Genomic DNA, 13062 nt, shown 5'->3' with positions numbered 1-13062 from the left:
AAGGCGGAGGCCCGACGAGTGCAGCGGAGTTGACTGCTGCTCAATGAGCATGCCGAGGAGGGCCTCCAACGCAGAGTGACCGAGCGCAATAGCGCCTAGCCAACGGCGCCTTCGAGGGTGACATTGAGCAGCGCCTCGGCCTCGACGGCGAACTCCATGGGCAGCTCCTGGAAGACGTCCTTGCAGAAGCCGTTGACGATCATGCTCACCGCGTCCTCCTCGGAGATACCGCGGCTCTGGCAATAGAACAGCTGGTCCTCACCGATCTTCGAGGTGGTCGCCTCGTGCTCCACGGTGGCGCTGCTGTTGCCGATCTCCTGATAGGGAAAGGTGTGAGCGCCGCAGGTATCGCCAATCAGCAGCGAATCGCACTGGGTGAAGTTGCGCGCGCCCTTGGCCCGCGGCCCGACCTTGACCAGGCCGCGGTAGGACTGGTTGCTCCTGCCCGCGGAGATCCCCTTGGAGACGATGTAGGAGCGGGTCCCCTCGCCGATATGGATCATCTTGGTGCCGGTGTCGGCCTGCTGGCGGCCGTTGGTCACCGCCACCGAGTAGAACTCGCCGACGCTCTGCTTGCCGCGCAGCACGCAGGAGGGATACTTCCAGGTGATCGCCGAGCCGGTCTCGACCTGGGTCCAGCTGATCCGCGAGCGGTCGCCGCGGCAGTCGCCGCGCTTGGTGACGAAGTTGTAGATGCCGCCCTTGCCGTTCTCGTCGCCGGGATACCAGTTCTGTACCGTGGAGTACTTGATGTAGGCGTCGTCCAGGGCCACCAGCTCCACCACCGCGGCATGCAGCTGGTTCTCGTCGCGCATCGGCGCGGTGCAGCCCTCTAGATAGGAGACCTGGGCACGGCTCTCGCAGATGATCAGGGTGCGCTCGAACTGGCCGGTGTTGGCGGCGTTGATGCGGAAGTAAGTAGACAGCTCCATCGGGCAGGTCACGCCTTCCGGCACGAAGACGAAGGAGCCGTCGGTAAACACCGCCGAGTTGAGCGCCGCGAAGTAGTTGTCGCCCTGAGGCACCACGGTGCCCAGGTACTGCTTGACCAGCTCGGGGTGCTCGCGGATCGCCTCGGAGATGGAGCAGAAGATCACCCCCGCCTCGTGGAGCTTCTCCTTGAAGGTGGTGGTCACCGAGACGGAGTCGAAGACCGCATCGACAGCCACGCCGGCCAGCGCCGCCCGCTCATGCAGCGGAATGCCCAGCTTCTCGTAGGTCTCGAGCAGCTTGGGGTCGACCTCGTCGAGGCTCTGGGGGCGATCCTCGGGGCGCTTGGGCGCGCTATAGTAGGAGATCGCCTGGTAGTCGATGGGCGGATAGTCGAGGTGCGCCCAGGAGGGCGGCGTCATCTTCAGCCACTGATGGTAGGCCTTGAGGCGCCACTCCAGCATCCACTCCGGCTCACCCTTCTTGTTGGAGATGAAGGCGATGGTGCTCTCGTCGAGACCGGGCGGAACCGTATCGCTCTCGATGTCGGTCACGAAGCCTTCCTTGTAGTCGCGACGGACGAGCTGTTCCATTTCCTGACTTGCCATGATGTCTCCCCTCCCGGGCGGTTGGGCTGGCGAACGCCGGGCTCGCCTGGGTGATGATGATTCGTATGGGAACCGGGTCGCGATGCCTCAGGCCGTGTCGGAGGCCAGGCTAATGCTCTGTATGGGCAGCTGGACCGGCAGCTTGATCGGCGCGGTGTCGGCCAGGTGGGCCAGGGTCACGCTGTCGAGCAGGGTGCGAATCGCCAGCGACACCCGCTGCCAGTTGTCGGCCACACCGCACACGCTGGCCAGGTCGCAGTCGCCGTCGGCATGACTGCATTCGGTCATCGCCACCGGCCCCTCGATGGCGGTAATGATGTCCCGCGCCGTGATGTGCGATGCCGGTCGCGCCAGCGAATAGCCCCCCTGGGCGCCTCGCCGTGACTCCAGCAGCCCGGCACGTACCAGCATCTTCAAGGTCTTGGAGACCGTGGGATGCGGCAGCTGCACGGCCTCGGCCAGTTCCGCCGCGGCGTGGGGCTGCTGCGGGTGGCGGGCGATCTGCGCCATCACCACCGCGGCATAGTCGGTCAGCCGGGAAAGCTTGAGCATGCCTGACTCCAGAGGATTCACCGACGAGCCCCGCAAGGGCCTCGCGTTCGATTGGGGACCATTTTAGTCCTGTATGGTTTCGATGTGAAGCCCCGCGGCGGGTTCCCTGCGGGAAGCGGCAGGATAGCGACACGTTCACCGCCAATAGAGTAAAAATAACAATCATTCTCACCTTTCGCTCAGGCTTGGCATGGCCTGAGACCACCGCAGTGGGGCGTTACACACAGCACCACGCAGCAGGGAGATAAAAAACAAAGTGGGTCAAGAGGGGAAGAGGCTAAACAAGGGAAGCGCGACGTCCGCAAGCGTGGAATACATCACGAGTGAATGGAACCGGCGCGCTGCTCATGGCTTCGCCGCCAGGCGGTCAACTCTTCGGCCGGCAAGGCCTTGGTGTACAGGAAGCCCTGGGCCTGATCACAGCCCAGCTCACGTAGAATGCGATGCTGCGCCTGGGTTTCCACGCCTTCCGCAGTGACCAACAGATCCAGTGCATGCCCCACGTCGATCAGACAGGTCATCAGCTTGCGGAGTCTCTCGTCGTCCTCCAGGCCGCTGACGAAGGCGCGATCGATCTTCAACCCGGTAATCGGCAGATGACGCAGATACTCGAAGGAGGCGAACCCGGTGCCGAAGTCGTCAATGCTAACGCCGATGCCAAAGCTGCGGATACGCTCCAGCGCCTGCTTCGCAGCCACCATATCCTGCATTAACGCCGTCTCGGTGATCTCGACCTCCAACTGCCACGGGTGTATACCAGACTGCTCCACCAGCGACTCGAGATAGCCAAGCAAGGCCTTATCCTGCAGATTGTGAGCGGAGACATTGATACTGACCGCGCCCCCGAAGCGCTCGGCATACCGACAAGCCTCTCGAATCACGAAGCGGGTGACCGGGGCAATCAAGGTGGTGCTCTCCACCTTGGGCATGAACATAGCCGGGGAGATCAGCTCGCCCCTGTCATCGCGCCAGCGGATCAGCCCCTCACAGCCACAGATCTGGCCATCCGAGAGTCTCAGCTTGGGCTGATAGTGCAGCTCGAACTCCCCCGCCTCCAGCCCACGCCGCACTCGAGCGATCAGCTTGATGGTTTCCACCGTTCGACGCGTGAAATCGGGAGAGTAGTGGCAGTGAGAACGCTGCTTTTCGGAAGCCGCCAGCAGCGCAATCCGCGCCTCACGAATCAGCTCTCCGGGTCCGGCCTCCTTGCCCAGCGGCATACTGCTGCCCAGCACCAGCTGGGCACGTATGGGGATGCCCTGCACCGTGAGGTTCTCCTCGCCCGCGGCTACCAAATGCTCGGCGACACGCTCCAGACCGTCGCGGTCAATCGGCCATAGCAGCACCACCAGCTCCGCCCCACTGAAACGGTAGATACCTTGCACCAACTCCTGGTGGCCGAGGCGCTGACTCATGGCGATCATCAGGGCATCGGACGCGTCGGCCCCCATGGCCTCCAGAATCTCGCCGATATCGGAGATGCGGATCAAAATCAGCCCCACAGTCTTGCCGTCGCGGCGCGGCATCCGGGCGAGCAGTCCGGCCAGGTCCTCCTCCAGGGCAACCTGATTGGGCAGACCGACACGCGGGTCGGTACGCGCCGCCGCATCCCGCTCGGCATGGATCTGAAGCAGCCGTGAGAACAGCCAGCCGGCGAAACCGCCGATGAGGAGATAAAGCGCCAGTCGGATCAGCCAGTTTAGGGGTTCCTGCTGTTCGCCGGTGAGCACGTTCAAGGGAGTGGCTGCCATCAGCAGCCCAGCCACCACCGCCGTGAGAAGCGCCCCGGGCAGCCCGTACCAGGCCGCGGCCAGCAGCACGGGGATCAGCATCAAGTAGGGATAAGCAAAGCGCGTGCCGCCGGTGAGATAGACAATCATGGCACCGGCGGCCAGCAGCATCACTAGCCCCGCGACACGCAAGGCGTGCCTGGCGGGAGTTGGCCAGGCTCTCCAGCGGGCGATAAACAACAGCTCACGCTGCAGCCTTCTGAGCCCCCCACTCATGACGAGACCTCCATTCCTAGCGGGTGGTGCAGAGGGTTATTGCAAAGATGATGGTCGAGCACCCTATTAGCAAACATCAAAGTGCTTAAACGTTATAGTACACTTTTTTCTAATGAGCACAATACGCCAGCGTCCGACAGCCCCCTTCTAGGTAGGGCGATGATCACTTCGCTTACGGTCCGGCGCTGACCGACCTGCTAGACTTTGCACATAGCGCCGTGAGTGGCCAACACTGACCTCAGACTCCGGAGCCAATACCGGAATCGCCGCAGCGGGAGAGCACCATGCGTCACGCCCACGTCAAGCAACCACTGCCCCGCGTCGGTCGCCTCGCCGGCGGCCTGACCCTCATCGCACTGGCCCTGCCGCTGCTGCCGGCCGCCCAGGCCAACGATCCGATCGTGATCGCTACCGCCAGCCCCACCGGGGTGTATCACCTCACCGGCCAGTCGATCTGCCGCCTGCTGGAAGTCCGCTGCCAGGCCCGGCCCTCGCAAGGCTCGGAGGCCAACCTGCGGGCCGTGCGTGCCGGCGACGTCCCCATCGCCCTGGCCCAGTCAGACCTTCAGTACTATGCCGTGGAGGGCATTGAGGGCTTTGCCGGTGCAGGCCCCGATACCTCGCTGCGTTCGCTGTTCTCGGTGCACAGCGAACCCTTTACCCTGGTGGTGCGCCGTGACGCCGGCATACAGGGCTTCGACGACCTGGAGCAGCGGGCGGTCAACATCGGCAACCCCGGCTCCGGGCAGCGCGCCACCATGATGCAGCTGTTGGCCGCCAAGGGCTGGACGCTGGACGACTTCGCGCTGGTCAATCAGCTGCCGGCCGAGCAACAATCGCTGGAACTCTGCCACGGCAACATCGATGCCATGGTCTACACCGTGGGCCATCCGGACCTCTCCATCCGCCAGGCCATCGATCTGTGCGATGCCGCCATCGTCGGCGTCGAGGGGCCCTACGTCGACGCGTTGCTCGAGGACGCCCCCTACTACACGCTCGCGGAGATTCCCGCCGGCGTCTACTCCCGCGACCAGCCCGCGGTGCAAACCTTCGGCGTGCGCGCCACCCTGGTCGCCAGCGAAGCCAGCGACCCGGACGAGGTCTATGCGGTGGTGTCCAGCGTCTTCGAGAATTTCAAGCGCTTCACCAGCTTCCATCCGGCCTATTCGCTGCTCGAACCCGAGGGCATGATCCGCGACGGACTGTCGGCGCCGCTCCACGAGGGGGCGCTGCGCTACTACCGCGAGCGCGGCTGGATCGAGGACGATGATGAGGAAGCGGAGGAAGCGGAGGAAGCGGAGGAAGCCGCGGCGCCGGAGTCATAACACCAGCGCCTGCCGCCCGTGCCAGAACCGCCCTTGCTCAGTTCGCCCAACGCTGCAACAGCCCGCTGGCAATAACCACCCCCAGACTGACCAGGGCCATGCCCAGGGCGGTCGCGGCGGTGATGCTTTCCTGCAGCAGCAGCCATGCCATCAGGGTGGCACACACCGGGGTCAGCGAACCGATCGACGAGGTGATCTCGGCACCCAGCTGGCGAATGGCGAAGCCGTACAGAAAGCTCGACCCCAGCCCCACGGCCACGCCCTGCACCAGCAGCTGCAGCAGCCATTCATCGCCGGGTACGCTGCCCAGCGTCAGGGGGGTGGCGGTCGCCAGCAGGTAGAGCACCGCGAGCGCGCCGTTGGGTACGGTCACCACGGCCGCCGCTTCCAGGGCGCTGAGCCCGCTCTGGCGCATCGACACGGTGAACAGCGCCCACAGCAAACTACACACCAGAAACAGCGCCTGGCCGCGCCCCAGGGCGGCACCCTCGGCCTGGCCACCCCACAGCAGGCAGAGAACGCCGGCCAGTACCGCACAGAGCCCCAGACGACGCCAGCGCGACAGCGGCTGGCGAAATACCGCTACCGCCAGCAGGGTGACGAACAGCGGCGCGGTGCCCGGAATCAGCGTGCTGCCCTGAGCCACCGGCGCCCAGCCCATGCCGATGGCCCCCAGCAGGAAGAAGGGCAGACCCGCCCCCAGGACCATGCCAGCCAGCCATACAGGGTGAACCCGGCGTATCGCCGACCAGCGCTGGATCAGCAGCGGCAGCAGCAGCAGCCCTGGCACCGCATAGCGAAACAGCGTCATGTCCAACTGCCCGATGGGCGACAGCGCGCCGTGGCGCAACGACAGGAAGTAAGATGACCAGATCAGCACCATGCCCAGGGCGGCGCCATAACCCAGCAGGCGCTGGGAGCGGCTGGAAAGCAGCGGCTGCACATCGGTGAGCGACGGGGTCCGGAGAGTCATGGGCAACAGGCTCGACTGAAAGGATGAGGAGCCACCAGTGTGCGCCAACTCGACTGGCGCGGGCGGGCAAAATCCCCCAGACTTCACCTGATTTTTGGCTGAACGAGCCAAGTAACTTCATCGATTCGCCATTATGAGCCATTCCATGTCCATCACGCCCCTCGACCGAATCGATCGCCAGCTGCTCGATGCCCTGCAGCGGGATGCCCGGCTGACCACTACCGAACTGGCAGAGCGGGTCAGCCTCACTCCCTCGCCGTGCGCCCGGCGTATCCGCCGCCTGGAACAAGAGGGGCTGATCGCCCAGTACCGCGCCGTGCTGGACAAGGAAAAGCTGGGGCTCGGCATCTCTATCTTCGTGCAGGTGCGCCTCAGTCAGCACCAGGACACGCTGGTCGAGCAGTTCGAGGCCGCAGTGCGCGCCATGCCGGAGGTGATCAACTGCCACACGGTTTCCGGCGCCTTCGACTACCTGCTACAGGTGGTGAGCGCCGACCTGCGCGGCTACGAGCAGTGGGTCCGTCGCCTGCAGAAGCTGCCGATGGTCAACACCTTGGACAGCAGCTTCGCCATTCGCGCGGTCAAGGAGAACGGTCCACTGCCGCTGACGAGCCGCTGACCGGCCTGGCTTTGCAACCGCCGACACCCGCTTGGTAGGCTGGGGCAGCATTCATCGACAAGGAGGCGTGACATGGATTCCGCCGTCATCAGCGCCGTGGGCCAGTCCCTGGTCCTCCAGCAGGCCCAGACCGCCCAGCAGGCCCAGATGCAGGTGTTCAAGGAAGCACTCGATAACCAGAAGGATCAGGTCACCGCGCTGATGGAATCGGCCACCGCCGACCCGCAGCTGGCGAGTGAAGGCAACCTGGGCACCCTGGTCAACACCTACGCCTGACTCGCTTCGGCCCGACTCGCCTCGGGCCCTTTGCTCTCCCCCTCTCCCTCCCGGGCTCACCCCGAGCCGTCACAACGGGCATAATGGTCGCCACCCCCTGGACTGGTTCGCGACATCCTCGACGGGAGACCCCTATGCCCAGCGGCCCAATCACGGTGTTCGGCGGCACCGGCTTTCTCGGTAGCGCCATCGTTCATGAACTGGTGGATGCCGGCCAGGCGGTGCGCATCGCCGCCCGACGGCCCGTCTTGCCGGCATGGGCCCAAGAGGGCGACCCGCTGTCGCTGATCCACGCCGACATCCGTGATGAGGCCAGCGTCGCCGACGCCCTGGACGGCGCCGGCGGTGTGGTGAACGCGGTGAGTCTCTACGTGCAGAGCCGCGAGGCGCGCTTCGACGCCATTCACGTCGAGGGAGCCGGCCGGCTCGCCCGCCTGGCCAGGGACGCCGGCGTCGAGGAACTGGTGCATGTTTCCGGCATCGGCAGCGATTCACGCTCCCCCTCGTCATATGTGCGCGCCCGGGCCCAGGGGGAAGCAGAAGTCATCGCGGGGTTCCCCAAGGCGGTCATCGTGCGCCCCAGCGTCCTGTTCGGCCCCGGCGACGCCTTCCTCGGCACCCTGGCAGGGCTTGCCCGACTGCCGGTGATTCCGCTGTTCGGCCGCGGCGAGACCCGCCTGCAGCCGGTCCATGTGGTGGATGTGGCCCGCGCCGTGGTCCGACTACTGGGCGGCAACCCGCCCCGCTGGCGACTGTTCGAGCTGGGCGGGCCCGAGGTGATCCGCTATCGCGACATCCTCGCCCTGCTGCTGGCCTACCTGGAGCGGGAACGCCCGCTGCTGCCAATCCCCTTTCCGCTATGGCACCTGCTGGCACTGCTCGCCTCAGTGCTGCCCAACCCACCGCTGACCCGCGATCAGGTGTTCCTGATGCAGCAGGACAACTGCGTCAGCGAGGCAGTCGGCAGCTTCGCCGAGCTGGGTATCGCCCCACGCGCCCTGCGCGATAGCCTGCCGGAGTGCCTGCCGGCCGCGTCGTGACGAACCCGGCCGTCTCGACTCCCCCCATTGCGAACACTGCGCCATACTGCAGCCAGGCCTCCTTGACCCGACGCCGTCGACCGCCGAGGTATTGCGATGGAACTGGACATACTCAACGGCCGCTTTCGGCACCAGTATCTGAGCTTTGAGGCGCTGACCCATCAACTTCAGGAGTGGGCCCGAAGCTACCCTGACCTGGCCCACCTGCAGAGTATCGGCACCTCTCCCGAGGGACGCGACATCTGGGTGCTGACCATCGGCCCCGAGCCCGAGCGGCGCCGACCCGCGGTCTGGGTTGACGGCAACATGCACGGCACGGAGCTGGCCGGTTCCAACGTCGCCCTGGCCGTGGCCGAAGCGGCGCTGGCCCTGCACAGCGAACCCGCCGCGCTGCCCCATGGCCTGCCCGAGCACCTGCGCCAATTCTTGCAAGGCGTGCTTTTCCACGTCTGCCCGCGCGTCTCACCGGACGGCGCCGAACAGGTGATCCGCCACGGTGGCTTCGTGCGCTCGGCCCCGCGGCGCAGCGCGGATGCCCCGGACACGCCGCGCTGGCGCCCCCAGGACCTGGACGGTGACGGCCTGTGCCGCTACCTGCGCCTTCAGGATCCGGCAGGCGATTTCGTCGAATCGACCGACATTCCCGGCCTGATGCTGCCCCGTCGGGTCGAGGACCCGCCTCCCTACTGGCGACTCTACCCCGAAGGCCTCATCGAGGCGTGGGACGGCGAGACGATTCCCGATCCGGACTGGCTGCGGGATACCCCGGATTTCAATCGCAATTTCCCATGGGGCTGGCAGCCCGAACCCGAGCAGCTCGGCGCCGGCCACTACCCCGGCTCGGAGCCCGAAACCAAGGCCGTCATCGACTTCGCCCTGGCCAACCCCAACCTCTATGCCTGGCTGAACCTGCACACCTTCGGCGGCGTCTTCATCCGTCCACGGATCGACGCCCCGGACAGCCGCATGGACCAGCAGGACCTGGCCCTCTATCGCCAACTCGACGCCTGGGGCCAGTCGCTGGCCGGCTACCCCACCGTCAGCAGCTACGAGGAGTTCACCTATCAGCCGGAAACGCCGCTGCACGGCGACCTGACCGAGTTCGCTTACCATCAGCGGGGCTGCATCGCCGTGGTCTGTGAACTCTGGGACCTCTTCCAGCGGCTGGGGCGTCCGCGCCCCCGCCGCTTCGTGGACCACTACACCGCCTTCGAGCGCACCGATATGGTGCACCTGGCGCAGTGGGATGCCGCCCACAACCAGCAACGCCTCTTCCAGCCCTGGCGGCCCCTGGACCATCCCCAGCTCGGTGCGGTGGAAGTCGGTGGGATTACCCCCTCCATCGGCATCTGGAACCCGCCTCCGGAGATCCTGCCGGCGATCTGCGACGGCCTAGCCGCCTATTGGCTACGCGTCGCCTCACTACTGCCGCGCCTGACCATAGAGGGGATACACTGGACACCGCTGGGCGAGAGACACTGGGAGCTGGCGGTCACGCTAGGCAATCACGGTTACCTGCCCAGCTACGGGCTCAATGCCGCCCGCGACCGCCCCTGGAACACCGGCCTGGAGGCTCGCGCCGCTACCAGGGGCTGCCGGTTGATACACCCCGACCAGGCGCACCGGCGACTCGGCCACCTGGAGGGCTGGGGCCAAGGACTGGGCGAGGCCTCCCAGATGCCCTGGTTCCAGCGCTCTCGAGGCAGCAGCCACCGCACCTGCGTGCGCTGGCTGATTCAGGGCGAAGGGGAAATCACGCTACGCTTTGGCAGCCCGAGGCTGGGGGAGCTGATTCACCGGCTGTGGGTCCCCGGCGCGGCGCCCGGCTAGAGAGACGGGTCGTCCTCGTCGGGATAGAAGTCCAGATCCTCCAGCCGCCCCAGCACGGCGGTGGCGATATTGGCAAGATGCCCCGCCACGCGCTTGTAGTGTCGGGCCAGCAGCGAGTAGGCCACGGCCTCATGGAACTCGATCTGGCCCTCATCGGCGAACAGCGCCTCGATCAGCCCATCGCAGCGCTGGCGCACCTCGACGGCCCGGGCAAGCGCCTGGCGCGCCTGCTCCTCGTCGGAGTCGCGGGTGGCGGTAATGACCATGTCGAACATGTCGGTCATCTGCTCCGCCATCTCATCCAGCGGCCGCTGATACTTCGGGACATGGAAGCCTTCGCTGTAGAAGTGGCCCACCTCGAAGACATTCTTGCAGTAGTCGCCGATGCGTTCGGCGTCCTTGGCCACGCTCATCAGCGCCAGGCAGATGGCCACATCGTGCCCGGGATTGACGGTGAGGTAGCGCAGCACCTTGCGGCGAATCGAGCGTTCCAGCTCATTGATGGCTTGGTCACGGTCATAGAGCGGCTGGCGCACTTCGTCCGCCGGTGCGGTGCTGTGCAGCACATCGTTGGCCCGGGCAAACATCCAGGCACCGTGCTCCAGCATGCCGGTCAGATCCTCGAAGGCCAGGTTGATGGTGTTCTCCGAGGTGAGCGCACTATACAGCTGTCGAAACATGGGCAGTAACTCCGGGTATGCCGCGCTCAGCGCAGGCTCGTGAACAGTTCGATGATGCCGATTCCCAGCAGCGGTATTACCAAGAATACGCCAATCAGGAACACAAACGCATAGCGCGTCTGGCGGCTGGCCAGGCGGCCATACCAGGCCGCCACCTTGAGCGGGATATAGCGCAGCGGCCACCAGATGGCCGTACCGGTGAGGTTGAAGATGACGTGGAACAGCGCCACCGTCATCGCCGCCGCCACCGGATTGGCGGTCGCCGCCAGCACGCTGGTGACGGTGGTCCCCAGGTTGGCCCCCATCATGAACGGCAGCACCCGACGCAGCCGCACCACCCCGGCCCCGGCCAGCGGCACCATCAGGCTGCTGGTAATGGTGCTCGACTGCACCAGCACGGTGGAGATCACGCCCACGCCGTAGGCGCGCAGGTCACTGCGGAAAAAGTAGGTGCGAAACAGCCCATCCATGTGGCGCAGCAGGGCGCCGCGCAGGTTCTGCACCATGAAGATCAGCGCGGTAAACATCAGCAGCATGCCCAGCCCGGCGACCATCAATCCCTGGGATGCCGGGGTCGGCATCAACAGCGTCCCGATGCCGTTGAAGAGGTCGACCACCGGCGCGGTGATCACCTTGATGGGGCTGTTGGGTCGCGCCACCTCCTCGAGGCCGATCAGCTGGGTCAGCCAGCCAGCCAGCTGGCTGAAGATGCCACGCCCCGCTTCGTGGAAAAGCCCGGTGATCAACTCCAGCGGAAAGACCACCAGCACCGTGAGGATATTGAAGAAGTCATGCATCAGCGCAGCGGTGAAGGAGCGGCGGAAGTTGCGCTTGATGCGAACGTTGGCCAGGGCCACGATCACGCCGGTCACCGCGGTGCCGATGTTAGCCCCCATGATGGCGAACACCGCCGTGCCCAACGTCATCTCGCCGCTGGCCACCAGGGTCACGATCAGCGCCGAGGTGAACGACGAACTCTGCACCACCATGGTGACCAGCACCCCGGCGAGCAGCGCGATAAAGGGGTTCTCGCCATAGGCGAAGAGCTGGGTCAGGAAGTCGCTGGCGTGGCCGAAGGTGCCCAGCCCCGAGCCCAGCACGTTGAGGGCGGCGAGGAACAGGTAGAGGCAGAGACCGGCGTAGAGGCCACGCAGCCAGGCCGGAGGCTCACGGACAGGCTCGCGGGAGAGCGCCGACTGACCGGCAGGCAACGATGAGGGGTCGGAGTTGCGCATAGGCGATGGGCCGCTTCCAGTGTACACGTGGGAGATGACGGGCGCGTGACACCCAAGTTTCAGGGGCGCACGGTAGCGGCATAGTGTGACAGTTTCATGACATCGCTGTCATGACAGGGGCGACACACCGGTGGCAGTCACCCAGGAGACTCCCTGTACCCGCCAGCGTGGCCTCAGGCCGAAGCACGCCGTAGCCGCTCAAAGTCCTCCTCGGTGACCGCTTGACGGTCGGCATCCAGGATCTGACCGCCTATCTCGGCCACCGACAGGGTGAAATCGATCAAGGTGTCCGGGCTATGTGCCACACGCCGCTTATTGATGAAGTGCACCAGAATGGAGATCCCGTTGACGATGGGATGCTCGCCCTCCTCATGCAAAGGCGGCATGTCACCGGGCGGCGAGGCGTTGGCCACTGTCAGCTTGTAGCCAACCTGAGTGTCACGGATCACGTAGACCTGCAGGCCACTATCGTACCGGGCGCCGTAGGCCTCCAGCCGCTTTGTCAGCCGGCGATTGGTGTCCTTGGCCGGCCAGTCGAATACCACGAACAGGCACTGCTGGACGTCAGTGCCGTCCGTCACCTGGAAACGGCGGTAGGTTGTCTCGGAACCTGCCTGGGGAGTGGCGGCGGTGCTCACGCTTCGCCCATCTTCGGCCGAATCATCGCTGTTCGCCTCTGGCTGCGATGACTCATCTGGGTCGTGGCTCACCTGGGCATCGAGAGGTGCCGCCGGCCGGCGAACCTTGATATATAGAACCGCGCAGACCAACGCGAGCAGCAGGGCTGCGCCTGCCAGCCCCAAGGCCAAGTAAACTGGATCCATGTTGAATACACTTCCTTTTCGGTTGTTATTCCTCATCTTACTGCCCCATCCTGAAGTATGTGGGGCAGGAGAATCACAGGGCAGAAGAGGGTCAACGGTCAACCGTCTGCCGCGCCACCGTCCAGTGTAGACCTCCAGCGACGCACCGCCACTCAAGGCACCCT

At 65.3% G+C, this 13062-nt stretch carries 12 protein-coding genes; 5 read left to right on the top strand and 7 right to left on the bottom strand.

Annotated features, from left to right (window positions below; translation table 11 throughout):
• Positions 1-95: 95 nt before the first annotated feature.
• From sufB to HOP52_RS15930, 3 genes are all read right to left on the bottom strand, one after another.
• Positions 96-1538: a Fe-S cluster assembly protein SufB gene (gene sufB / locus HOP52_RS15940; protein ID WP_238978399.1), complete on the bottom strand. Its 1443-nt coding sequence runs from the start codon at positions 1536-1538 to the stop codon at positions 96-98.
• Between the two features lie 87 nt (positions 1539-1625).
• On the bottom strand, positions 1626-2090 hold the full coding sequence (locus HOP52_RS15935) for an SUF system Fe-S cluster assembly regulator (RefSeq protein WP_238978398.1): 465 nt from the start codon (positions 2088-2090) through the stop codon (positions 1626-1628).
• Positions 2091-2407: 317 nt separating this feature from the next.
• Positions 2408-3991, bottom strand: a complete 1584-nt coding sequence (locus HOP52_RS15930; protein WP_238978397.1) for a putative bifunctional diguanylate cyclase/phosphodiesterase — start codon at positions 3989-3991, stop codon at positions 2408-2410.
• 389 nt (positions 3992-4380) lie between these two features.
• Here HOP52_RS15930 and HOP52_RS15925 point away from each other — a divergent pair, with 389 nt between their 5' ends.
• A complete protein-coding gene (locus HOP52_RS15925; RefSeq protein ID WP_238978396.1) occupies positions 4381-5421 on the top strand; it encodes a TAXI family TRAP transporter solute-binding subunit in 1041 nt (346 codons plus the stop codon).
• 37 nt (positions 5422-5458) lie between these two features.
• Here the strand turns inward: HOP52_RS15925 and HOP52_RS15920 are convergent, their stop codons facing one another.
• Complete coding sequence (locus HOP52_RS15920; RefSeq protein WP_238978395.1) at positions 5459-6394, bottom strand: DMT family transporter; 936 nt, start codon at positions 6392-6394, stop codon at positions 5459-5461.
• 145 nt (positions 6395-6539) lie between these two features.
• Here HOP52_RS15920 and HOP52_RS15915 point away from each other — a divergent pair, with 145 nt between their 5' ends.
• The 4 genes from HOP52_RS15915 (at position 6540) to HOP52_RS15900 (ending at position 10159) form a co-directional block, all read left to right on the top strand.
• On the top strand, positions 6540-7013 hold the full coding sequence (locus HOP52_RS15915) for an Lrp/AsnC family transcriptional regulator (protein WP_238978394.1): 474 nt from the start codon (positions 6540-6542) through the stop codon (positions 7011-7013).
• Between the two features lie 72 nt (positions 7014-7085).
• Positions 7086-7289 (top strand): putative motility protein, encoded by a 204-nt coding sequence (locus HOP52_RS15910; protein ID WP_238978393.1) that lies wholly within the window; start codon positions 7086-7088, stop codon positions 7287-7289.
• A gap of 134 nt (positions 7290-7423) precedes the next feature.
• Positions 7424-8329, top strand: coding sequence for a complex I NDUFA9 subunit family protein (locus HOP52_RS15905; RefSeq protein ID WP_238978392.1), 906 nt, complete (start codon positions 7424-7426; stop codon positions 8327-8329).
• Positions 8330-8425: 96 nt separating this feature from the next.
• Positions 8426-10159, top strand: a complete 1734-nt coding sequence (locus HOP52_RS15900; protein WP_238978391.1) for a M14 family metallopeptidase — start codon at positions 8426-8428, stop codon at positions 10157-10159.
• Here the strand turns inward: HOP52_RS15900 and HOP52_RS15895 are convergent.
• From HOP52_RS15895 to HOP52_RS15885, 3 genes are all read right to left on the bottom strand, one after another.
• On the bottom strand, positions 10156-10839 hold the full coding sequence (locus tag HOP52_RS15895; RefSeq protein ID WP_238978390.1) for a phosphate signaling complex PhoU family protein: 684 nt from the start codon (positions 10837-10839) through the stop codon (positions 10156-10158). The genes HOP52_RS15900 and HOP52_RS15895 overlap by 4 nt on opposite strands.
• Positions 10840-10865: 26 nt before the next feature.
• Positions 10866-12074, bottom strand: a complete 1209-nt coding sequence (locus HOP52_RS15890) for a Na/Pi symporter (protein ID WP_238978389.1) — start codon at positions 12072-12074, stop codon at positions 10866-10868.
• A gap of 173 nt (positions 12075-12247) precedes the next feature.
• Positions 12248-12898 carry a hypothetical protein gene (locus HOP52_RS15885; protein ID WP_238978388.1) on the bottom strand — a complete coding sequence of 217 codons (651 nt, stop codon included), beginning with the start codon at positions 12896-12898 and terminating at the stop codon, positions 12248-12250.
• Positions 12899-13062: the final 164 nt, after the last annotated feature.

It is taken from the genome of Billgrantia campisalis, from assembly GCF_022341425.1.
Taxonomy (GTDB): domain Bacteria; phylum Pseudomonadota; class Gammaproteobacteria; order Pseudomonadales; family Halomonadaceae; genus Halomonas; species Halomonas campisalis.
This window is presented reverse-complemented; position numbering and strand designations above follow the sequence as displayed.

Coding starts and splice junctions, on each gene's coding strand:
- sufB (WP_238978399.1), bottom strand. CDS start 1,538: ATGGCAAGTCAGGAAATGGAACAGCTCGTCCGTCGCGACTACAAGGAA.
- HOP52_RS15935 (WP_238978398.1), bottom strand. CDS start 2,090: ATGCTCAAGCTTTCCCGGCTGACCGACTATGCCGCGGTGGTGATGGCG.
- HOP52_RS15930 (WP_238978397.1), bottom strand. CDS start 3,991: ATGCTGCTGGCCGCCGGTGCCATGATTGTCTATCTCACCGGCGGCACG.
- HOP52_RS15925 (WP_238978396.1), top strand. CDS start 4,381: ATGCGTCACGCCCACGTCAAGCAACCACTGCCCCGCGTCGGTCGCCTC.
- HOP52_RS15920 (WP_238978395.1), bottom strand. CDS start 6,394: ATGACTCTCCGGACCCCGTCGCTCACCGATGTGCAGCCGCTGCTTTCC.
- HOP52_RS15915 (WP_238978394.1), top strand. CDS start 6,540: ATGTCCATCACGCCCCTCGACCGAATCGATCGCCAGCTGCTCGATGCC.
- HOP52_RS15910 (WP_238978393.1), top strand. CDS start 7,086: ATGGATTCCGCCGTCATCAGCGCCGTGGGCCAGTCCCTGGTCCTCCAG.
- HOP52_RS15905 (WP_238978392.1), top strand. CDS start 7,424: ATGCCCAGCGGCCCAATCACGGTGTTCGGCGGCACCGGCTTTCTCGGT.
- HOP52_RS15900 (WP_238978391.1), top strand. CDS start 8,426: ATGGAACTGGACATACTCAACGGCCGCTTTCGGCACCAGTATCTGAGC.
- HOP52_RS15895 (WP_238978390.1), bottom strand. CDS start 10,839: ATGTTTCGACAGCTGTATAGTGCGCTCACCTCGGAGAACACCATCAAC.
- HOP52_RS15890 (WP_238978389.1), bottom strand. CDS start 12,074: ATGCGCAACTCCGACCCCTCATCGTTGCCTGCCGGTCAGTCGGCGCTC.
- HOP52_RS15885 (WP_238978388.1), bottom strand. CDS start 12,898: ATGGATCCAGTTTACTTGGCCTTGGGGCTGGCAGGCGCAGCCCTGCTG.